Source organism: Hyphomicrobium sp. 99, assembly GCF_000384335.2.
In the GTDB taxonomy this organism is placed as follows: domain Bacteria; phylum Pseudomonadota; class Alphaproteobacteria; order Rhizobiales; family Hyphomicrobiaceae; genus Hyphomicrobium_B.
Window position 1 is genome coordinate 3,848,854 of record NZ_KQ031382.1, and the last position, 21,349, is coordinate 3,870,202.

General features: G+C 61.6%; 17 protein-coding genes. 3 read left to right on the forward strand and 14 right to left on the reverse strand.

The genetic code is table 11. The features are described 5' to 3' along the window. The first annotated feature begins 4 nt into the window (after positions 1-4). The 3 genes from G359_RS18535 (at position 5) to G359_RS18545 (ending at position 3,007) form a co-directional block, all read left to right on the forward strand. Positions 5-880: a 50S ribosomal protein L11 methyltransferase gene (locus G359_RS18535; RefSeq protein WP_045837319.1), complete on the forward strand. Its 876-nt coding sequence runs from the start codon at positions 5-7 to the stop codon at positions 878-880. Between the two features lie 44 nt (positions 881-924). Next, a complete protein-coding gene (locus tag G359_RS18540) occupies positions 925-2,736 on the forward strand; it encodes an aminopeptidase P family protein (protein WP_045837320.1) in 1,812 nt (603 codons plus the stop codon). Between the two features lie 91 nt (positions 2,737-2,827). Next, entirely contained in the window at positions 2,828-3,007 is a 180-nt protein-coding gene (locus G359_RS18545) for a hypothetical protein (protein ID WP_045837321.1), read from the forward strand. Between the two features lie 14 nt (positions 3,008-3,021). Here G359_RS18545 and ligA read toward each other — a convergent pair whose 3' ends face one another. From ligA to G359_RS18615, 14 genes are all read right to left on the reverse strand, one after another. Further along, positions 3,022-5,163: an NAD-dependent DNA ligase LigA gene (gene ligA, locus G359_RS18550; protein ID WP_045838227.1), complete on the reverse strand. Its 2,142-nt coding sequence runs from the start codon at positions 5,161-5,163 to the stop codon at positions 3,022-3,024. A 100-nt stretch (positions 5,164-5,263) separates the two neighbouring features. Beyond that, entirely contained in the window at positions 5,264-6,133 is an 870-nt protein-coding gene (locus G359_RS18555) for an outer membrane protein assembly factor BamD (RefSeq protein ID WP_045838228.1), read from the reverse strand. Between the two features lie 233 nt (positions 6,134-6,366). Then, entirely contained in the window at positions 6,367-7,308 is a 942-nt protein-coding gene (lpxC, locus tag G359_RS18560) for a UDP-3-O-acyl-N-acetylglucosamine deacetylase (protein WP_045837322.1), read from the reverse strand. A gap of 374 nt (positions 7,309-7,682) precedes the next feature. Further along, complete coding sequence (ftsZ, locus tag G359_RS18565) at positions 7,683-9,221, reverse strand: cell division protein FtsZ (RefSeq protein WP_045837323.1); 1,539 nt, start codon at positions 9,219-9,221, stop codon at positions 7,683-7,685. A 96-nt stretch (positions 9,222-9,317) separates the two neighbouring features. After that, positions 9,318-10,574 (reverse strand): cell division protein FtsA, encoded by a 1,257-nt coding sequence (ftsA, locus tag G359_RS18570; RefSeq protein WP_045837324.1) that lies wholly within the window; start codon positions 10,572-10,574, stop codon positions 9,318-9,320. Positions 10,575-10,585: 11 nt separating this feature from the next. Then, positions 10,586-11,590 (reverse strand): cell division protein FtsQ/DivIB, encoded by a 1,005-nt coding sequence (locus G359_RS18575; RefSeq protein WP_045837325.1) that lies wholly within the window; start codon positions 11,588-11,590, stop codon positions 10,586-10,588. Continuing rightward, positions 11,578-12,531, reverse strand: a complete 954-nt coding sequence (locus tag G359_RS18580) for a D-alanine--D-alanine ligase (protein WP_045837326.1) — start codon at positions 12,529-12,531, stop codon at positions 11,578-11,580. Before G359_RS18580 ends, G359_RS18575 begins: the two co-directional genes overlap by 13 nt. A 39-nt stretch (positions 12,532-12,570) precedes the next feature. Beyond that, positions 12,571-13,548 (reverse strand): UDP-N-acetylmuramate dehydrogenase, encoded by a 978-nt coding sequence (murB, locus tag G359_RS18585; RefSeq protein ID WP_045838229.1) that lies wholly within the window; start codon positions 13,546-13,548, stop codon positions 12,571-12,573. Further along, positions 13,548-14,984, reverse strand: coding sequence for a UDP-N-acetylmuramate--L-alanine ligase (gene murC, locus G359_RS18590; RefSeq protein ID WP_045837327.1), 1,437 nt, complete (start codon positions 14,982-14,984; stop codon positions 13,548-13,550). Before murC ends, murB begins: the two co-directional genes overlap by 1 nt. A gap of 50 nt (positions 14,985-15,034) precedes the next feature. Then, on the reverse strand, positions 15,035-16,171 hold the full coding sequence (gene murG / locus G359_RS18595) for an undecaprenyldiphospho-muramoylpentapeptide beta-N-acetylglucosaminyltransferase (protein ID WP_045837328.1): 1,137 nt from the start codon (positions 16,169-16,171) through the stop codon (positions 15,035-15,037). A 10-nt stretch (positions 16,172-16,181) separates the two neighbouring features. Then, on the reverse strand, positions 16,182-17,363 hold the full coding sequence (locus tag G359_RS18600; RefSeq protein WP_045837329.1) for an FtsW/RodA/SpoVE family cell cycle protein: 1,182 nt from the start codon (positions 17,361-17,363) through the stop codon (positions 16,182-16,184). Next, positions 17,360-18,775, reverse strand: coding sequence for a UDP-N-acetylmuramoyl-L-alanine--D-glutamate ligase (murD, locus tag G359_RS18605; RefSeq protein WP_045837330.1), 1,416 nt, complete (start codon positions 18,773-18,775; stop codon positions 17,360-17,362). The genes G359_RS18600 and murD overlap by 4 nt, the downstream gene beginning before the upstream one ends. Before the next feature lie 37 nt (positions 18,776-18,812). After that, positions 18,813-19,895: a phospho-N-acetylmuramoyl-pentapeptide-transferase gene (gene mraY, locus G359_RS18610; protein WP_045837331.1), complete on the reverse strand. Its 1,083-nt coding sequence runs from the start codon at positions 19,893-19,895 to the stop codon at positions 18,813-18,815. A gap of 34 nt (positions 19,896-19,929) precedes the next feature. Further along, complete coding sequence (locus tag G359_RS18615; RefSeq protein ID WP_045838230.1) at positions 19,930-21,348, reverse strand: UDP-N-acetylmuramoylalanyl-D-glutamyl-2,6-diaminopimelate--D-alanyl-D-alanine ligase; 1,419 nt, start codon at positions 21,346-21,348, stop codon at positions 19,930-19,932. Position 21,349 lies beyond the last annotated feature (1 nt).

Genomic DNA, 21,349 nt, shown 5'->3' on the forward strand with positions numbered 1-21,349 from the left:
TCCAATGGCAGTCAAAAAATTCACGGCGCAGTTTGGCGACCGATCACTTGCTTATGAGACCGGCAACGCGCTGCAGGATCTGATAGAGCCGCCGCCGGACGCATTGACCGTTTTCGAAGATGGCCCCGGCCGCTGGCGCCTCGAAGCCTACTTCGACGTCGACGCGGGCGATCGCGATCTGGCGGCCGAACTCGGCCCTCTCGTGCAAGGCCCGCTACCCCCGTTCACGGTCGAGACCGTGCCCGACCTCAACTGGGTCGCGATTTCGCAAGCGGCCCTCCCGCCCGTCCATGCGGGGCGCTTCACAATTCATGGCAGCCACGACAAGGGGCGCATTGCCGGCGGTCCGAATGCGATCCTGATCGATGCTGGAGAAGCCTTCGGCACCGCCCATCACGCGACAACGCTTGGATGCCTGCTTGCGATTGACCGGCTGACGCGCGCGAAATCGTTCAACTGGGTCTTTGACCTTGGCTGCGGTTCCGGCGTGCTTGCCATTGCGGCATCGAAAGCATTGCCCCACGCCGAGATCATCGCCGCCGACATGGATCCGCAGTCGGTAAAAGTCGCGACTGAAAACGTAAGGCTCAACGGTGCCGCAAGCCGAATCGCGCTCGTCGTCGGAAGTGGCGTCGGACACCCCAAGGTCCGGACCCGCGCGCCGTTTGACCTCTTCATCGCCAATATTCTCGCAGGCCCCCTGATCCGTCTCGCACCCTCTATCTCGCGATCCGTCGTAACCGGGGGAACGTTGGTGCTGTCGGGCATTCTCATTCCCCAGGCGCCGGAGGTCATCGCGACCTATCGAGCTCATGGTTTTTCACTCGCCCGCCACGACCGCTTGACGGGATGGTCCACACTGACGCTCGTGCGGCGTTGAAATCGCCATTGCCCGCTCGAAATCTGCCGCTTAGAACCTCACCCATGCTGCAGACATTCGAATCTTTGTCCGAGCCTGAACGCGTCGCCGAACGCGTAAAGGCGCTTCGCGCACTGATGGTCCGCTCGAAGCTCGACGCTGTTCTCATTCCCCGCGCCGACAGGCATCAGGGCGAATATGTGCCAGCTTCATCAGAGCGCCTGAAATGGCTGACGGGATTTTCGGGCTCCGCCGGCATCGCCGTCGTCACGAAAAAATCCGCCGTCCTCATGGTCGACGGCCGCTACCCCCTGCAGGCAGCCGCCGAGACCGACACGAACATTTTCGAAGTCTCGCTGCTTCCGCGAAACAAACTCTCCGAGTGGTTGATCGGGCATTTGGGAAAAGGCCAGACCATCGGCTTCGATCCGTGGAACCACACCGCAAGCGAGATCGAACGGCTGCAGAAGGCGCTCGCGCCGAAAGGACTGAAGCTCAAAGCACTCGCGAGCAATCCGATCGATAGCATTTGGGGCAAGGCCCGCCCCGCGCCTCCGCAAAATCCGGTTATCGCACAGCCGATCGCTTTCGCTGGCAGAACTCCCGCCGACAAGGTCGCGGAACTGCAAGCGCGGCTGAAGGACGAAGGCCAAAGCGCCGTCATCCTGACATTGCCGGATTCCATCTGCTGGCTCTTCAACATTCGCGGCAGCGACGTCGCCCACAATCCAGTCGTTCTGGCGTTTGCCATCGTGCCGGCGAGCGGAAAAGCCGAACTCTTCATCGCGCCCGATCGCTTTGATCCCGAAGCCCGCGCAGCCGTTGCGCCGGTCGCGAAGCTCCTTTCCCCCGATATGCTCGCGGCCCGGCTGAAAGAACTGAAAGCCAAGGGCAAGCGCGTACGCCTCGATACCGAAACTGCCGCTTATTGGTTCGAGGCGAAGCTCGGGCCAAAGCTCGTCGCACACGGCCAAGACCCATGCATCGTCCCGAAGGCGATCAAGACCGATGCCGAAGTCATCGGCGCACGAGCTGCACACCTGCGCGACGGACACGCCGTCGTCCGCTTCCTTGCGTGGCTCGACGATTGGTCGGCCGACGGAACACTGGATGAGATCACCGCCGTCCAAAAGCTCGAAGAATTCCGTCGCGATACGAATATGCTGCGCGACGTGAGCTTCCCGACGATTTCGGGCTCGGGGCCGAACGGCGCCATCGTCCATTATCGCGTGACGGAAGACACCAACCGGCGCATGCATCCGGGCGAACTCTTTTTGATCGACAGCGGCGGGCAATATCCGGACGGCACGACCGACATCACACGCACCGTCGCTATCGGTGAACCCAGCGAAGAGATGAAGCGGCATTTCACGGCCGTTCTGAAAGGCCATATCGCAGTCGCGACGGCGCGCTTCCCGAAAGGCACGCGCGGCATCGATCTCGATCCTTTCGCGCGGCGCGCGCTCTGGCAAATCGGTGCCGATTTCGATCACGGAACAGGCCATGGCATAGGCAGCTATCTGTCCGTTCACGAGGGACCGCAATCGATCTCGCGTGCGGGAATGGCACCGCTCCACGCCGGGATGCTCATCTCGAACGAACCCGGCTATTACAAAGTCGGCGAGTACGGCATTCGCATCGAGAACGTCGTGCTCGTCACGCTGCCCGAACCCATCGAGGGTGGCGACCGCGAGATGATGTCCTTCGAAACGCTGACACTCGCGCCCATCGACCGCCGCCTGATCATCCCCAAAATGCTGGATGCCAGCGACCGCGACTGGATCAATGCCTATCATAAGCATGTCTATGACGCGCTCGCGCCGGGCCTCGATGCCTCGACGCGCAACTGGTTGAAGCAGGCGACGCAGCCGGTCTAGTTCAAACTCAGCGCCTGTCTCATCGGTGACAGCGGAAAAAGCCCGCCATCGCTTAGGTCTTCCTCAACGACGAGCATGAGGGAGAGCATCGATGTTTCCAATTTACGAACTAAGCGCCGCGCCGCACTTTCCGGAACCGTTGAAAGCCTCAAACGGCATCGCACGCCCCGAAAATATCGTTGCGCTTCTGGCGCAAGCGGCCGATGGCGACGACGGCATCGAAATCACACTGCGCAACGGCGAACTATTCATTGCGATCACACCAGGTTGAAACGCAACTTTGGATCAGCTCTGACCAACGAGCGCGATCCATCCATCCTCGTCGAGCACCGTCACGCCCAGCGCCCGCGCGTTGTCGAGCTTCGAACCGGCTTCGGCACCCGCGACGACGTAATCCGTCTTTTTCGAAACCGACCCCGAAACCTTCGCGCCAAGCCGTTCCGCCTGCGCCTTCGCTTCGTTGCGCGTCAGCTTCGTCAGCGTTCCAGTAAAGACGACCGTCTTGCCTGTCACGGGCGACGCTTTCGTTTGCAGACGCTCGTAGGGCTTGACCTTCACTTCCGCGAGCAGCGCATCGACTTGTTCCTGATTGTGCTGCTCCCCGAAGAAATCGATAAGCGCATCGACGACGGTCTCGCCGATACCTTCGATGTTGTCGATGTCTTCGTAGGCATCGCTGCCTTTACCGCCTTCGACCGCGGCATCGACTGCTGCGCGCAAGGCTTCGAGCGTTCCGTAGGCCTTCGCGAGATCCTTCGCCGTCGTCTCACCGATATGCCGAATGCCGAGCGCAAACAGAAAGCGATCGAGCGGCACTTCGCGGCGCGCATCGATCGCCGAGAACAGCTTCCGGACGGACGTTTCCTTGAACCCTCTAACTTTGACCAGAGGTTCATCCGACGCGCGATCGCGCGTCTCGAGCGTGAAGATGTCGGCTGGCGACTTGATACGCCCGGTATCGAAGAAGAACTCGATCTTCTCCGCGCCAAGTCCGTCAATGTCGAAGGCGTTTCGCGAAACGAAATGCTTGAGACGTTCCTTCACCTGAGCCGGACAGATAAGCCCGCCCGTGCAGCGGCGAACGACGTCTGCCTTACCGGTCTCCTCGACCGACTCGCGCACGGCGTGACTGCCGCAAACCGGACAGACCGTCGGAAATTCATACGGCTTCAAATGTGAATGACGCCTGCCGAGAACGACTTCGACGACCTGTGGAATGACGTCGCCCGCGCGCTGAACGACGACCGTATCGCCTTCGCGAATGTCCTTCCGCGCGATCTCGTCCTCGTTGTGCAGAGTCGCGTTCGACACGACGACGCCTCCGACAGTGACAGGACGAAGTTTCGCAACCGGCGTGAGCGCGCCGGTACGCCCCACCTGAATGTCGATCTTCTCGAGCACCGTTGTCGCTTGTTCGGCGGCGAACTTATGCGCGATGGCCCAGCGCGGCGACCGCGACACGAACCCGAGCCGCTCCTGATAGTCGAGCCGGTTGACCTTGTAGACGACGCCATCGATGTCGTACCCGAGCCCCGCCCGGTCCCGCTCGATATCGCGATAGAATGCGAGCAGATCTTCGATCTTCGTCGCCGCGTGCATCAGCGGATTGACCGGCAAGCCCCAACGCTTGAAAGCCGCGACGACGCCTGCTTGCGTATCGGCGGGAAGTTCCGATGCGGCCCCCCACGTATACGCAAAAAACCGTAGCGGCCGTTTCGCCGTGATCGACGCGTCGAGCTGCCGAAGCGATCCGGCAGCCGCGTTCCGGGGATTGGCGAAGACCTTGTCGCCGCTCGCCGCCTGCGCCGCGTTGAGCTTTTCGAAATCCTTGTGGCCGAGATAGATCTCGCCACGGATCTCGATCAAGTCGGGAATGTCCTTGCCCTTGAGCGTGTGCGGAATTTCCCTGACCGTTTTGACGTTCTGGGTGACGTTCTCGCCCTCCGTGCCATCGCCGCGAGTCGCCGCTTGAACAAGAACGCCCGCCTCATAGCGGATGGAAATCGAAAGCCCGTCGATCTTGGGCTCGGCCGTAACCGCCAAGACATCGTCGTCGGCAAGCTTCAGAAAGCGGCGCACGCGCTCGACGAAATCGACGACGTCCTGATCGTCGAACGCGTTGCCGAGCGACAGCATCGGAACTTCATGGCGAACCTTCCCGAAGGCCGCGACCGGCGCGGCACCGACGGTCTTTGTCGGACTGTCAGGACGGCGAAGCTCGGGGTGGGCTTTCTCGAGTTCATCCAAACGGCGGCGAAGCGCGTCGTACTCGGCATCTGAAATTTCCGGCGCGTCCTGCCGGTAATAGAGTTCGTCGTGGTGCGAAATCTCGGCCGCCAGCCGCGCCATCTCCTCGGCGGTCGTTTCTTTTTCAGAAGGCGCGGATGCGCTGCCCTTGGATTTCTTTTTCGAACCTGCTGGAGACATGACGATCTCGGATAACGTGAAGCAAAGCGAAAGCGCGGCGGATATCCGGCCGCGCTTCAAACTTCTAGCACGAGGCGATTCTCAGGCAAAAACCGGCAAATCAGCCGCTGCCGAAGCTCATTTTAGGTACGCTCAGCTTAGGCACCGCGTTCCATGCCTTGGACAGCCAGGAATCGCCGTCTTCACGCGGGGCCAGACCGCCGTTTGCCAAGAGCGTGTAAGAATCCTTGTACCACTTGCTGTCCGGATAGTTGTGACCGAGCACAGCAGCGGCGTTCTGAGCTTCTTTGGTGATACCGAGCGCCATGTAGCACTCGACCAGACGAGCAAGCGCTTCTTCAACGTGAGCCGTCGTCTGATAGTCGCTCACCACCGTCTTGAAGCGGTTTATCGCGCCGACGTAATTGTGCTTGTCGAGATAGTACCGGCCGACTTCCATTTCGTTGGCAGCCAAGTTGTCCTGACAGATGCGGATCTTGTTGTCCGCATCGCGCGCATACTCGCTGTCCGGATACCGGCTCTTCAAGATCTTCAGCTGCTCGAGCGCCTTGCGAGCCGGCGTCTGATCGCGGTTCGCGGTCTTCAGGTCGTCGAAATAAGCGGACGCGATGATGTGATGCGCGAGTGGCGCTTCCTTCGTGCCCGGATGCATCGTGATGTAACGCTCGGCGGAAGCGATCGCCTCAGGCGATTTGCCGGCGCGATAGTAGGCGTAGGCCGCCATGACGATGGAACGGCGCGCTTCCTGCGAATACGGGTGCTCGCGATCGACCGCCTCGAACTTCTGCGCAGCGTCGTCGAAATTGCCCTTAGCCATCATCGCGTCGGCGTCAGCAAACATCTTGCTGGGCGGATCCGGATTGAGAGCCGAGGTGTCGAGCTTGTTGCCCGAGCAGCCTGCCACCGCGAGCGCCGTCACGACCGCTGCAGCCCTCAGAACTCTCGTGATGTCTCGCGTCGATATCATCATGCGCCGCGTTGCTTCCCACACAGGCTGACGTTGATTTCAACGTCAGCCAAACTCTGTCGACGACCGAATGCGGATAGCACCCCGAAGCTCGCCCCGAAAGGTGAATCGTCAGCATATCCCCGCCAACGGCCACCTCGGCGATGCTATCGCCAGAATGTGGTGCATTCCGGGCTGCCGAAGAGGAGAATCGCGCCCAGGCTGGGCGCCGATTCGAACAGGGAACAAGCTTTCGCTTATTCCGCTGCGACAACCGTTTCCGGAACGAGATGAACGGGCGAACGGGTAGCGCGTGCACGCGGCGCCAGCGCGATTTCCCAGTTCGAGGCGTCAGAGAACAAGGCCTGCAGAACCATCGAATTCAGGCGATGGCCACCCCTGTAAGAGCGGTAGGCCCCCAGCAGCGGCATACCGGCAAGCGCCAGGTCGCCGACGGCGTCGAGCATCTTGTGGCGGACGAACTCCTGCGGATAGCGGAGCCCTTCCTTGTTCATGATCTTGTCTTCGCCGATGGCCACCGTATTCGTCAGGTCAGCACCGAGCGCCAATCCGGCTTTCCAGAGCTTCTCGACGTCGCTCATGAACCCGAACGTACGGGCGCGAGCAAGCTCATGGCGGAACACGCCCGGGCTCATCTCATATTGCAGACGCTGCCTGCCGATGACGGGAGACTGGAAGTCGATTTCGACGTCCATGCGGAAGCCCGCATGCGGCTCGAGAGAGCCCCAGCAGCCGTTTTCTTCAACGCGAACCGGCTTCAGGACCTTGATGTATTTGCGCGGCTCCGAAAGCTCGCGGATGCCGACCCGATCAATGGCGTCGACGAATACCGCCGAGCTGCCGTCCATGATCGGCACTTCTTTGCTGTCGATCTCGATATAGAGGTTGTCGATGGAGAGGCCGCGAAGGGCCGCAAGAAGATGTTCGACTGTTCCGACCGTTGCTCCGGCGTCATCGCCGATGACGGTGCAAAGCGTAAGATTTTTAACGTTAGCTACGTGCGCCGCGATTTCCGAAATGACTTTTCCTCGTTTCGTAACGAGAAAGCGGAGCCCAGTATCAGCCTCTGCTGGATGCAGTGTGAGTGATACCGGAGCTCCGCTGTGCACCCCCGTGCCTGTCAACTGGATCTCGCGGGCAAGCGTGGTTTGCCGCGCACCGATGAATCGATTCGACATACAGCGCCGTCCCTCATTCTTTGGCGGGCCGCTGCTCCCCAGCATAATGCGGCCTACCAACCCCCCTGACCCCGTTTGGACGATCCCCTTAAAGTCCAGAGCGAGCCGGCCTTATTTTGGGCCGTGTCAGCTCTGATCAAAGGCGCATCACAAGTGGTCGATGCACAAAAGCTAACTGCTTCGCTAAACACCGACAAATCACGCTTTCTTACACTGTGTTACGGTTTAGCAACCATGCTTGACGCCGACGCGGTCTTGATGCAGCCCCATTTTCTTCGCGTTTTTGGCGGGAATAATCACCTGGTCTCGCCACGTATTTTTCGCGATTAAAAATCAAAAACAGAGCGCATTGAAGATAGTTGGTCGCGCACTTTCTATTTTCTTCCCCGTCCAGCGAAACGTTCAAGAAGTCCAGGTTTTCTGGGCTCTTCTGCATCTCTCAAGTTCGAGCGCGGCCCCGCCCCGTGGTGTGCATTCCATTCTTTCTGCGCCTGCGGAGGAAAATCCTCGATGCCCGGCAGACGACGCCCTCCGCGATGAATTTCGGCAGGTGCCTGCGGCTCGAATCGGGAGTCGTAATGTTGGCCCTGAGGCCCTCCTGGAAGCGGCGGCGTACGTAACAAAGCGTTGCCTGAGAGGGGAGGAAAATTCTCCAGGCCGTCCTCGATCATAACGTTTCCGGGAGCGATCCAGCTGTCACGATTCTGTCGTGGAGATTCGTTGTGGACAGGATGGGAAATATTCTGCCCCGGAGCACCTGACGAAGGTTGCAGAGCCTCGACCAACCGTCTTTGCAGATCTCCTGGCGGCGGAGGCGGAGGAATCGAGCCCGACGGGGCATGAGCTGCTTGAGGCCGGGTCTGCTGGATCTGAGGCTGAGCCGCCTGCGGCGCGGACTGAGCGCCCGCAATCGCGCGGAGCCCGCCCTGCTGCACGATGGATTCGGCCGCCCTGTTCATGCCGGACGCAACGATCGACACCCGCAGGCGGTCGCCGAGTTGCTCTTCGAACGTTGCGCCGACGATGATGTTCGCATCCGGATCGACTTCCTGCCGGATCCGGCTCGCCGCCTCGTCGACTTCATAGAGCGTCATTTCGCGGCCGCCCGAAATCGACAGCAGAAGTCCCTTGGCGCCACGGAGCGTCACATCGTCGAGCAGCGGATTGGCAATCGCCTCTTCCGCCGCGAGGATAGCGCGCCGCTCGCCGGTGGCTTCACCGGTTCCCATCATCGCGGTGCCCATCCCGCTCATCACGGTTCTGACGTCGGCGAAATCCAGATTGATCAGACCTTCCTTCAGCACCAGCTCGACGATGCAGGCGACGCCCGAATAGAGCACCTGATCGGCCAGAACGAACGCTTCAGCGAAAGTCGTGCGCTCGTTCGCGATGCGGAACAGATTCTGGTTCGGAATGACGATGAGCGTATCGACGAGATGGCGGAGGCTCTGCACGCCCGCCTCAGCGATGCGCATGCGCCGCGCGCCTTCGAACTGAAATGGCTTGCAGACGACACCGACAGTCAGCGCACCGAGCTCACGCGCGATCCGCGCGATGACGGCGGCCGCGCCCGTTCCCGTGCCGCCCCCCATACCGGCCGCGATGAACACCATGTGCGCGCCCGCAATGTGAGTGCGAAGCTCTTCAAGCGCTTCTTCAGCAGCTGCTTCGCCAACCTCCGGCCGCGCGCCCGCACCGAGGCCCTCCGTCAAGTTGACCCCGAGCTGAATGCGATGCTCGGCGCTGGAGGCCTCGAGTGATTGCGCATCCGTATTCGCGACGACGAATTGCACGCCCTGCAGTCCAGCCGCGATCATATTGTTGACGGCGTTGCACCCGGCGCCGCCGACGCCGATCACCGTGATCCGCGGCTTGGCGTCGACCAGCTTCGGCAATTGCAGCTTGATGCTCATAGCTTCCCCGACCTCGATAGTTTGCCGTTTCGCGCGATTCCGCTGGGCTCCCGCGCCCACGTCTTCGACGATGTCAATTCGTTCTGTGCCACGTCTTCAAAACCCGCCCTTGAGCCATGTTCCGACGCGGCCGAGATACCCCTGCGTCACGGTCTTTCGGCCGCGAGCCACGTTTAATTCTCCCTCGCCCCGCGCCGCGATCATCGCCAGGCCCGAAAGCGTAGCAAGTTGCGGCCCCGCGAGGCTTGCGTTGAGACCGGGAATGTCCGTCGGCCGTCCAACGCGCACGGTCCTGCCGAACTCGTTCGCGACGAATTCCGGCAATCCCAGAAGCTGGCTGGCTCCGCCCGTCAGAACGACCTTATCTCCTGCGTATCGGCTTGCCGCGTTGAGCGCCAAACGCTCGCGGACAAGCCACATGATCTGTTGCACGCGCGGCCGGATGATATCCGTGAGCCGCGCTCTGCTGGTTTCGTAGCTCGCATCGTCCTCTTCTCCGGCGATCGGATAGGAGAACGACTCGTGCTCGTCGGACTGGGCATTGAGAAGTGTGCCATAAAGCGTTTTGATTCGCTCGGCTTCGGCGAGTGGCGTCTGCAACGCCTTCGCGATGTCGTAGGTGATGTGTTGGCTGCCGACCGGGATGACATCCGTTCCCGTGAACGCACCGTCGGCGAACATCGCAATGGACGTCGTTCCGGCCCCGAAATCGATGCAGGTGACGCCGAATTGGCGTTCTTCCGCCGTCGTCGCTGCAAGCGCGCTCGCATAGGGGGCCGCGACCAAGCCATCGCAGCTCGCGTAGCACCTGTCGACCAGCACGAGGAGGTTGCGCAGCGGCGCTTCGTCGGCCGTGACCGCATGAAGCCCGGCCGAAAGACGGCGCGCCGAAAGCCCGAGAGGATCGCGAACGCCGCTGGCGCCGTCGACCTCATAGCCGAGACGGTTGAGATGTATCAGCGTCCGTCCGTTGCGCTCGGCGTAGCTCTCTCCGGCCGCCATGAGACGCGCCAGATCATCTTGCGTCACGCTACCGGTCTCGACGTCGGTTCGCGCCGTGCAATGAACTGACGACAGCCGCCCGGCAGCAACCGACAGCGTGAAGCCGCCGACCGAAATACCGGCGGCGCGTTCGGCCTGACCGATAACACCGCGAACGACCGATTCCGCCTCGTCGAGGTCGGTCAAAACGCCGGCTTTGATGCCCTTCGAACGCTGCAGGCCAAGGCCTGCCAGCCGCAGCGACGGCTTCGCCGCGCCAGCAACGTGTTCAGCCACGACGACGGCGGCAACAGTTTTGCTGGTGCCGATATCGAGAAGCCCGATGGTCCGGTAATTGCGCCGCTCCGCCACAATAATCTCCGTTAGGGCCGTTCTGAAACCAGAGAAACGGTCTGGGCGCCCGCGATAGAGGCAGTCCGTCCGGAATTGCCGTCCAAAGGCCGGATCGCAATCCGGCCCGGCGTGCGGACGTCGACAACCATCGGCGCTCCCTTCAGTGCCGCGGCAGCGTCTCGCGCAGTCGCAACTTCTTCGAAGCCTTCGATCTCACGATCGGCGCCGAGTTCGAGCGCGGTCCCGTTCTTGAGCACGATCCGCCAGCGACGCTCCGCGATGCGTTCGCCGTAAGCATACTGACGTTCGATTTGCGGGTATTGCCGCAAGGCCGAGAGCATCAGAATGGCTTCACTTTCCGCGCCCTCGCCAGTGACCCGTGGCAAATTCCAGTTGGTGCCGCGAGCAGCCGGTCCAAGAGTGCGCCCGGTCGCATCGACCAGGAAGTTCGTCTCACCCCGTTGCAAGAGGAAAGCCGGCGTCCGTTCGCGAACGACAACGTCGAGAGTTCCGGGATAAATGCGCGTAATCTGCGCGGTATCGATCCAGGAAATCCGCTCGATGCGTTTCAGCGCGGCATCTGAATCGAACGCAGCGAATGTCTTGACGTTCGGAAGATCGAGCGCATCGAAAATCTCAGAATCCGACGCGTAATGCTGGCCGGAAACGTTCACCTGATCGATTCCAAATCCGGCCGCGATCATCACGTCGTTGGCTTGCGCCGCGAAATCGATCGCCCTGAGTTTGCCGATCGGCAACGTAAACGCGGCGACGCCGATGACAGCGACCGCGGCGGCGGCCGCGAGGGAAGGTTTGACCCAGCGCTGCGCGCGCCGCGAACCGCGAAAGCGACGTTCCCCGCGCGGAATTTGTAGATCGCGAGCCGAGCGCTTTGTCACGCCACCCGCAACGCGTCTGCTGACGGTCTGAGCGCCCCGCGCCTCCGCCATCCAACGAGCAGCATCCGGTTCAGGCGTTGGCGCATCGTGTGCTGCCCGCCACCAGAACCGTTGCTTGCTCTCTACCTGTTGCAACTCGCGTCCTCGACCATCCATCGGACGAGGTCACCGAACGACCAGCCGGCATACCCCGCCAGCTCAGGCACGAGGGAGGTTCCCGTCATGCCCGGCTGAGTGTTGACTTCGAGGCAGATCAGCTCGTTGGTTCCGCCCGGAGTATCGTCGAAGCGGAAGTCGGCCCGCGATACGCCGCGACAGCCTAAAGCTTGATGCGCCCTTAAGGTTAAGGAGCGGACCATCTGGTAAATATCTGGTAAAAGTTGTGCAGGCAGCTCGTGCTTGGAACCGCCCGGCGCGTACTTGGACTCGTAATCGTAGAATGAGAGTCCCCTTAAGGGCACAATCTCGATCACGTCTGTCACAAAATCGCCGATGACAGCGCAGGTTAGCTCGCGGCCCGCGATATAGCGCTCGACCATCACGATCTCGTCGAGTGGACCGCCTGTGGCGATGGAATTCGGCGGCCGCTCGGCGTCCGGCGGCACGATCACGACGCCGACGCTCGATCCTTCCGTCACCGGCTTCACGACGTACGGCGCCGCCATCACGTGGCCTTCGAGCGCCTCCCCGCGCGTCACTAGCTTGGCTTCGGCGACGGGCACGCCCGCAAGCTTCATGATGTCCTTCGCCCGCTCCTTGTGCATGGCAAGCGCCGAGGCGAGCACGCCCGAGTGCGTGTAGGGAATTCTCAAAAGTTCGAGGACGCCCTGCACACAGCCGTCCTCCCCGAATTTCCCGTGCAGCGCGTTGAAGCAAACGTCGGACTTCAGCTCTTGAAGCCTAGTCGCAAGATCGCGATCGACGTCGATTTCAGTGACCGTGTAGCCCTCCTGGAGAAGCGCTTCGCCGACCGCCGCGCCGGAATTCAAACTCACCTCGCGTTCCGCGGAAAGCCCGCCCTTCAATACCGCGACGTGGATACGCGTGCGCTTAGGCACCGGGCCGAGTTCATTCATGGCTGGCTCGCTTGGGTCAAATAGACATTTGCAGTTTGATCAGTTTTGGTTGGCGTGGATAGCGGCACTTTCGGCCGCCAGCGCTTCGCCGACAGGTCGGCCGGGCTTCGGAACGCCGAGCCGGATGATCTCCCAATCCAGCGTGATGCCGGATGTCGCGAGCACACGCGCGCGAACCGTCTCGCCGAGCATTTCGACGTCTTCGCCGGTGGCCTGCTTTTCGTTGATCAAAAAGTTACAGTGCATCTCGGAGACTTTTGCTCCGCCGACGCGCAAACCCCGGCAGCCCGCCTGATCGACAAGCTTCCAAGCGCTGTGGCCTTGCGGATTCTTGAACGTCGAGCCGCCGGTACGTTCTTTGATCGGTTGATTTTTCTCCCGATACTCGGCGACTTCGTCCATCTCTTTCAGGATTTCGGCCGGATCGCCCGGCTCGCCTTCAAACGTCGCCTCGGTGAAGATCCAGTCCTTCGAGATGCCCGAGTGACGGTACGTGAAACCCATGTCGGCGAGCGAAAGCACATGGATGTTGCCGTCCGGATCGACAGCGCGCGCGCCGACGAGGCAATCCTTAGTTTCCCGCCCGTGCGCGCCCGCATTCATGCGCAACGCGCCGCCGATTGATCCCGGAATTCCGCGATAGAAGGCGAGCCCGCGAATGCCGGCTTCCGCCGCCGCGCGCGCCACCTTGACGTCGGGGACGGCGGTGCCGGTCCGCAATCGCTGGCCATCGACTTTTATTTCGCCGAAACCGCGGCCAAGGCGGATGACGACGCCCGGAACGCCCCCGTCCCGCACCAGCAGGTTTGATCCAAGCCCGATGACTTGAAAAGCAAGCTCGCGCGGCCGGTGCTTGAGGAAATACGCAAGATCAGCTTCATCCGCCGGCATGAACAGCACTTGCGCCGGTCCCCCAACACGAAACCACGTGACGTCGGCGAGCGACGCGTTCGCGCTCAACCGTCCCCTGAGGTCCGGCATGGCAGCAGCAAGTTCACCGGTGATGTCAGCAAACATCAGCCGCCGCTCCCGGTCCGCTGCTGCGCTTCGGCGAGCCACCCCGGAAGCGCGTTCGCCCATTCCGTCGAATTCCCCGCGCCGAGACAAATGACGATGTCGCCGGGGCGCGCCAGGCGCTTGATAGCCGGAGCCAACAGGCTCGGATCGTCGACAGCTTCGGCCGGACGCCCGCCGAGCGTTCTGATGCGCTCCGCCAGTGTGCGATTATCAACGCCCTCAATCGGACTTTCGCCCGCCGTGTAAAGCGGCGCGACAACGACGCTATCGGCATCCTTGAAGCATTGCGCGAACTCGTCGAAGAGGTCGCGAACCCGTGTATAGCGATGCGGCTCGACCACGGCGATCACACGGCCTTGGCTGCCACCGCGCGCTGCCGCGAGCACCGCAGCGATTTCCGCCGGATGATGCCCATAGTCGTCGTAGATGCCGACGCCGTTCCATTCTCCGGCGAATTGAAAACGCCTTTTGACGCCGGAAAATCCCGCCATCGCCGCCTTGATCTTCGCGTCGGGCAATCCCGCATGCGTCGCGACAGCAATGGCTGCGAGTGCATTGAGAGCGTTGTGCGAACCGGGGATCGGCACCGACCAGCCTTCGAGGCGTCGCGCGCCACCCTTCACATGCGCCGCCAACGTCGCATCGAAAGTCGTCGTGTTTCCGGAAATGCGAACCGACTCGAGCACCAGATCGGCATCCTTGCTTTGACCGTAGGTCAGCAGCTTGCGCCCGTCCGCTCTTAGGTTCAGGCGCTGGATCATCTCCCGAACAACCGGATGATCGATGCACGCAACGGCGAGCCCGAAGAACGGAATATTCCGCAGAAACGCTTCGTACTCGCGGTGCATCGCCTCGACCGATCCGAAATAGTCGAGATGTTCCGGATCGATGTTCGTCACGATGCCGATCTCGGTCGGCAACCGCGTGAACGTACCGTCGCTTTCATCCGCTTCGACGATCATCCACTTGCCCTGGCCGAGCCGGGCATTGGAACCCCATGAATTGATGATGCCGCCGGTGATCACCGTCGGCTCTTCGCCGGCTTCCGTGAAGATGTGCGAGAGCAGCGATGTCGTCGTCGTCTTGCCGTGCGTACCCGTAACCGAGATCGTCGAGTAAAGCCGCATGAGCTCAGCCAGCATCTCGGCGCGGCGGATGATCGTCAGCCCCTTCTGGCGGGCCGCAACCAGCTCCGGATTGAGCGCCTTCACCGCCGTCGAAATGACGACGTAGCGCGCACCGATGAGGTTGACCGGATCATGCCCGACGAAAACGCGGATGCCCTTGGCCCTGAGCCGCCTGACGTTGGCGCTCTCCTTCTGGTCCGAGCCTTGAACCGTGTAGCCCTTGGCAACCAGAATTTCGGCAATGGCGCTCATGCCGATGCCGCCGATTCCGATGATGTGGAAAGGCCCGATGTCGCGGGGCATCTGCATGGATGGAAATTACCTCGATGAGTCTAAGGGGAACGCCGGATCATGACGTTTCAGGGTCTCGAATGCTCTCGCCCGGCGCCAGAATACTTCTTCCCTGCTAAAGCGAGCGTAAAGTCGGCTAAATTCCGGACGGCATCCGGTCGTCCCGCGGTTTTAGCCGCCTTCGCCGCCGTCGCAAGGGCGGCCGGCGTCTGCAGAAGCTTTTCCAATTCGTCGGCGATGCGTTCCGGCGACAGGGTCCGCTGCTCGAACAACCATCCGCCGCCTGCTTCGGCAAGGCGGCGTGCGTTATTCAGCTGATCGTTGTCGAGCGCATGTGGCAACGGCACCAGAATCGACGGCCGTCCAATGACGGTGAGTTCAGCGACGGTCGATGCGCCCGCTCTGCCGATCACGAGATGCGCCGCCGCTATTCGCGCCGGAAGGTCGGCGAAGAATGGCGCGACTTCGGCGCTGATGCTGGCCTCCGAATACGCCTCGATCACGCGATCCAAATCTTCCTCGCGCGCCTGCTGCACGACGCGAAGACGTTTCCGGATCTGATCGGGAAGCGCAAAAAGTGCGAGCGGCACGGTATCGGAGAAGAAGCGCGCGCCCTGGCTGCCGCCGAAAATCAGAATGCGAATGACGCCTTCGCTCTCAGGCGGCTCGTAACGCCGAGCGGCAGCATCGATCACGGACTGACGAACGGGGTTACCCGTGAGCACAGCTTTATCTGCTAGCTTGCCTTCGAGAAACTTCGTGCTCGCAAACGATGTCGCGATCGCGGTCACCCGTTTGGCGAGCATCTTGTTGGCGCGCCCGAGCACCGCGTTTTGCTCGTGAATTGCCGTCGGAATGCCGCGCAGCCGAGCCGCGACGAGCGGCGGATACGTCGGATAACCGCCGAAGCCGATGACGGCGGCGGGCTTCACGGCGCCGAGAATTGAGAAAGCGGCGCGCGTTCCACGCGCGAGCGCAATCCCTGTCTTTGCGATGTCGGACAGCGCGCGCGATGCCAATGTCGCCGAGGGAACTTGATAGACATTGCGCGCGGGAAAGCCGCTGCCGTAGCGATCCCCGCGCATATCGGTCATCAGATCGACGGCGATGCCGCGACGCTTCAGTTCTTCGGCGAGAGCGAATGCCGGAAAGAGATGTCCCCCCGTTCCGCCCGCGGCAAGCATGATCGATTGCACGCCGGTCATCAAATCTCGCTCATGATTTCGGTGTTTGTCCTGCGAGTTGTACTTCGTCAATAGCCGGAATCCATCGCGGCTTTTTGAGGCGCTGCGGATCGGGCCGCCGGCGCGTCAGCGCCAAAAGCATGCCGGCGGTGATCGAAAGCGCCAGCATGGACGATCCGCCCGCCGAAATGAACGGCAGCGTCATGCCCTTCGGCGGCAAAAGACCGATGTTCACACCCATATTGATGAGCGATTGCAGCGTAAAGACGAGTGCCAGCCCCTGGATCGCCAACCGGTCGGCCGCATTCGGCTCTCCAGCCGCCCGTCGCATCGCCTTGATGGTTATGAACGCGAAGACGCCAAGCAGTGCGATACAGGCGACGGCCCCGTATTCTTCGCCGATCACCGCGAAGATGTAATCGGTGTGGGCATCCGGAAGGATCGATTTGATTGTGCCTTCCCCCGGCCCGCGGCCGAAGAGGCCCCCCTCCGCGAAAGATTGTATCGCTCTGCCCGCCTGCGAACTCTCAAGCGGCGCGGACCCGAAAAATTTCGCGAACCGCGATTGCACGTGCGGAAAATATTCATAAGCGAGCCACATGCCGCCGCTGCCCGCAAGAACGAGAAGGCCCGCCCCGATCGCCGGCAGCCCCGCGAGCAGATACAGAAGTCCGGCCGTCGAACTGACGAGCACCGTCTGCCCGACGTCCGGCTGCGCGACGAGAATGCCCGCGAAAAAAGCCCATAGGGCCAACGCAAACGGCAGCGCCGGCATATCGCTGCGAGACGACGCCTCGCCAAACAGCCAGGCGACGATGACGATGAAAGCAGGCTTCGCAAATTCTGATGGCTGCAGCGAATAACCGCCGACGCTCAGCCACCGCTGCGCGCCTTTGATTTCAGCGCCTGAGAAAAGCACCGCGATCATGCCCACGACCGCGACGACAAATAGTCCCGCCGCGAGACGCCTGACGCCGTTTGGCGAAAAAAACGAAATGACCAGCATCAACACTGTGCCGAGCGCGGCAAAGAAAATGTGGCGCTCGACGAAGTAGTAGGCAGGTAACCCCTTCTTCAACGCGACAGCAGGCGATGCCGCGGCCGACAATACGACACCGATGACGACGAGCGAGACGAGCGCGATCAGCAAACTGCGATCGATCGTGAACGACCATTCTGCGAGCAAACTGCGGTCTGCACGCGAGAGCTTCATGGGGCCGCTCGCATCACGATCCCGGGGAGCGACGCAACAAGTCCCCGAAAACTTTCGCCGCGAACTTCGAAGTTTCGAAACTGATCATAGCTCGCACAAGCAGGCGAAAGAAGAACGACCGGCTCTGCGCCAGCGCTCGACTGAGCGTCGCTCGACGCAGCCCACACCGCTTCATCGAGCGTGCCGCTCCGCACGAACGGAACCTTGCCCTCAAGCGTTTGCGCGAATGCGTCAGCCGCCTCGCCGATCAGATAAGCCTTGGAGATACGCCTGAAGTACGGGGTGAGACTCTCGATGCCGCCAGCCTTCGGCTTGCCGCCGAGAATCCAATAAATATCGCGTGGAAATGAACCAAGCGCCTTCTCGGTCGAATCCGCGTTCGTCGCTTTGCTGTCGTTGACGAAGAGAGCCTTGCCGAGACGACCGATTTCTTCCAGCCGATGCGGCAGGCCGGGAAACGACGACAACGCGCCCTGCCAATCGAGGTCCGTGGATCTGCCGAGCGCATTCAGACATTCGCGCACCGCCGCGACCGCCGCCAGCGCGTTCTGCCCGTTATGCCGCCCGCGAAGCGTAGGAATGCCTTTCAACGAACCGAGCTTGACCGCCAGCCCTTCGCGATTGCTGCACACAATTGTATCGTCAAACAAACTGTACCCGGGCGCGATGGATTTCTCCGCGCTGAAAGCAATTGCGGGTCCCGCAGCGATCCGCCGCTTGAGCATCGCCAATCCATATTCATCGTCGATGCCGACCGCCGCGATATCGGCGCCCTTCACGACGCGCTCTTTCACGGCGGCATAGCCCTCGATCGTACCGTGACGATCGAGATGATCGGGCGTCACGTTCAGCATCACGCCAACAGTCGGCGCCAGCGTCGGCGTCAGATCGATCTGGAACGACGACATTTCGATGACGTGAAACCGTCCGGGTTCCGGCGGATCGAGCGTCAGGATCGGCCGCCCGATATTCCCGCCCATCTGCACATCGAGCCCCGCATGGCGGAGAATGTGCGCGATGAGCGCCGTCGTCGTCGACTTGCCGTTCGTTCCGGTGATCGCGATGAACGGCGCTCCGGGAGAGTGCGAAGCCCGCTCTCGGGTAAAGATCTCAATGTCGCCGATGATCTCGACGCCGTTTTCGCGCGCTTTTTTGACCGTCCAATGCGGCTCGGGGTGCGTCAGCGGCACGCCGGGCGCCAGCACGAGCGCGGCGAACTCCGACCAGTCCGCCCGGCTCAGGTCGGCGAGCGGGATATCCTTGGCGATCGCAGCATCGCGAGCCGGGATGCCGTCATCCCAGGCGGCCACGACGGCGCCGCCATCGCGGAGCGACTCGGCGGCCGCTATCCCGGATGCCCCAAGACCGAACACAGCAACGGATTTGCCTTCGAAAGATTTGGCGCGAATCATTGGCCCGACTCTACCGCATGTCGCGTCTTTTGGCGTCCTAGCGCAGCTTCAACGTCGAAAGTCCGACGAGCGCCAGAATAACGGAAATGATCCAGAACCGGATGACGACCGTGGATTCCTTCCAGCCCTTCTGTTCGTAGTGGTGATGCAGCGGCGCCATCTTGAACACACGCTTCCCCGTCCACTTGAACGACAGAACTTGAATGATGACCGACAGCGTCTCGAGCACGAAAAGGCCGCCCACGACCGCCAGCACGATCTCGTGCTTGATCGCAACCGCGATGGCGCCGAGCGTGCCCCCGAGCGCCAGCGAACCGGTGTCGCCCATGAAAATCATGGCGGGCGGCGCGTTGAACCACAAAAAGCCGAGACCCGCGCCGATGAGCGCTCCGCAAATGACGGAAAGTTCGCCCGTGCCCGGCACGTGATGAATCTGCAAATAACCCGCAAACTTCGCGTTACCCGAAAGATAGGCGATCACGCCGAACGTAGCCGCCGCGATCATCACCGGAACGATCGCCAAACCGTCGAGACCGTCCGTGAGGTTGACGGCATTGCCGGCCCCCGCGATGACAAGCACGGCCATCAAAACGAAGAACGGCCCGAGATTGATCACGAAGTCTTTGAAGAACGGAAACGTCAGATCGGTGTTGAGCCCTTTCGGGCTGAGCATCATCAACGCGAACCCAGCAATTGCCGCAACGACCAATTCGAGCAGGAATCGGATACGGCCGGAAAATCCCGCAGTCGTGCGTTTCGTCACTTTCAAAAAGTCGTCGTAAAAGCCGATCGCGCCATAAGACAGCGCCACACCCAGCACAACCCAGATATAGCCGTTGGAAAGCTGCGCCCAAAGCAGCGTCGATACCGTGACGCCCGCGAGGATCATCAGGCCGCCCATCGTCGGCGTGCCGCGCTTCAAAAGATGCGACTGCGGGCCGTCCGTCCGTATCGGCTGGCCCTTGCCCTGCTTGAGGCGAAGCAGATCGATGATCGCCGGCCCGAACATCAGCACGAACAGAAGCGCGGTGAAGATCGCGCCGCCGGTGCGAAAGGTGATGTACCGAAAGACGTTCAGCGCACTGATCTGATCGCTGAAGTTGACGAGCTCATAGAGCATGCGGTGAAAACTTCCCCCTTATGATCCACGCCGCCTAGGCAGCCGGCTCGTCTTTTCCAAACTGCGTCTTGAGCGCCGCGACCACGGGGCCGAGGCGTGTTCCGTTGGATGCCTTGACCATCACGACATCCCCCGCACGAAGATTTTCTGCAAGTGCGGTTCCGATTGACTGAGACGTCAGAGCGTAGCCGCCTTTCTTGGCTGCCGGTAGGGCGTCGTAAAGACCCTTCATATGCGGTCCGCAGGCAAAAACCAGATCGACCTCCGCCTCGTCAATCGCGCCTTTTAGGCCTGTATGGAGCGCGGGCGCCTCGCTGCCAAGCTCCAGCATATCGCCGAGGACGGCAATTCGCCGCGAATATTTGGCCCTCGGCACCGCAGCAAGCGTCGCAAGCGCGGCCTTCATCGAGGCCGGATTTGCGTTGTAGCTCTCATCGATCAGCAGCGCTTCACCGCCCCGGATATGGAGAGAACTGCGCGCCCCGCGCCCGCTTGGCGGCGCAAGACCGGCAAGTGCGTCGAGGCCCGCCCGCACATCTGCGCCGATGGAATAAAGCGCCGCAGCAACGGCCAGGGCATTCTCGGCAATGTGCCGTCCCGGCATCGCCAGATGAACAGGGAAGCTGCCACCACCGACGACGATCATCATGTCGCTGCCGCTATCCGATGCGGTGAAATTCAATCCCTGTACGTCGGCGCCGCCATCGAATCCGAAGGTGATCGGCTTGGCTCCAAGTCTCTCCGCCGTCGCCTTGAGCCGGCTCGCGTGCGGATTATCGAATTTGATGATTGCCGCGCCGCCCGGGGGCAGACCCTCGAAGATCTCGCCCTTGGCATCTGCAATGGCCTCGACGGAGGAGAAATGCTCAAGGTGTACGGGCTCGACCGTCGTGATGATGGCCGCGTGCGGCCTGACCATCTTCGTCAGCGGCCGGATCTCGTCCGCATGATTCATCCCAATCTCGAACACACCGAATTTCGTCTCGCGCGGCATCCGCGCCAGCGTCAGCGGAACACCCCAGTGATTGTTGTAGGATTTTTCGGACGCGTGCGTTGCACCGATCCGCGACAGGCACGCCCGCAGCATTTCCTTGGTGCCGGTCTTGCCCGCACTTCCCGTCACGCCGACGATGCGGGCATCGGAAGCCAGTCGCTCACGCGCCGCAACTCCCAGCGCCTCGAGTGCGCGCAGCGTATCCGGCACTCTGAACAAAGCGCCGTCTTCCGGTTGCCGCGAATAGCTCTCACTCACCAGCGCGGCAGCGGCGCCAGCCTTGAACGCCGCTGATACGAAATCATGCCCATCGCGCTGATCCTTGAGCGCCACGAAAAGATCGCCGGGCTGCAGCGAGCGCGTATCGATCGAAACGCCGGTAACGGGTTCGCCCGAGCCGCCTTCGGCATCGACGGCGAGCACGGCGCTCAATTCTGAAGAGGACCAGAGAGGATGCATC

Coding starts and splice junctions, on each gene's coding strand:
- G359_RS18600 (WP_045837329.1), bottom strand. CDS start 17,363: ATGAAGCTCTCGCGTGCAGACCGCAGTTTGCTCGCAGAATGGTCGTTC.
- ftsZ (WP_045837323.1), bottom strand. CDS start 9,221: ATGAGCATCAAGCTGCAATTGCCGAAGCTGGTCGACGCCAAGCCGCGG.
- ligA (WP_045838227.1), bottom strand. CDS start 5,163: ATGTCTCCAGCAGGTTCGAAAAAGAAATCCAAGGGCAGCGCATCCGCG.
- murC (WP_045837327.1), bottom strand. CDS start 14,984: ATGCAGATGCCCCGCGACATCGGGCCTTTCCACATCATCGGAATCGGC.
- mraY (WP_045837331.1), bottom strand. CDS start 19,895: ATGCTCTATGAGCTCGTCAACTTCAGCGATCAGATCAGTGCGCTGAAC.
- G359_RS18555 (WP_045838228.1), bottom strand. CDS start 6,133: ATGATGATATCGACGCGAGACATCACGAGAGTTCTGAGGGCTGCAGCG.
- G359_RS18580 (WP_045837326.1), bottom strand. CDS start 12,531: ATGAATGAACTCGGCCCGGTGCCTAAGCGCACGCGTATCCACGTCGCG.
- lpxC (WP_045837322.1), bottom strand. CDS start 7,308: ATGTCGAATCGATTCATCGGTGCGCGGCAAACCACGCTTGCCCGCGAG.
- G359_RS18535 (WP_045837319.1), top strand. CDS start 5: ATGGCAGTCAAAAAATTCACGGCGCAGTTTGGCGACCGATCACTTGCT.
- G359_RS18540 (WP_045837320.1), top strand. CDS start 925: ATGCTGCAGACATTCGAATCTTTGTCCGAGCCTGAACGCGTCGCCGAA.
- murG (WP_045837328.1), bottom strand. CDS start 16,171: ATGACCGGCGTGCAATCGATCATGCTTGCCGCGGGCGGAACGGGGGGA.
- G359_RS18545 (WP_045837321.1), top strand. CDS start 2,828: ATGTTTCCAATTTACGAACTAAGCGCCGCGCCGCACTTTCCGGAACCG.
- G359_RS18615 (WP_045838230.1), bottom strand. CDS start 21,348: ATGCATCCTCTCTGGTCCTCTTCAGAATTGAGCGCCGTGCTCGCCGTC.
- murB (WP_045838229.1), bottom strand. CDS start 13,548: ATGTTTGCTGACATCACCGGTGAACTTGCTGCTGCCATGCCGGACCTC.
- murD (WP_045837330.1), bottom strand. CDS start 18,775: ATGATTCGCGCCAAATCTTTCGAAGGCAAATCCGTTGCTGTGTTCGGT.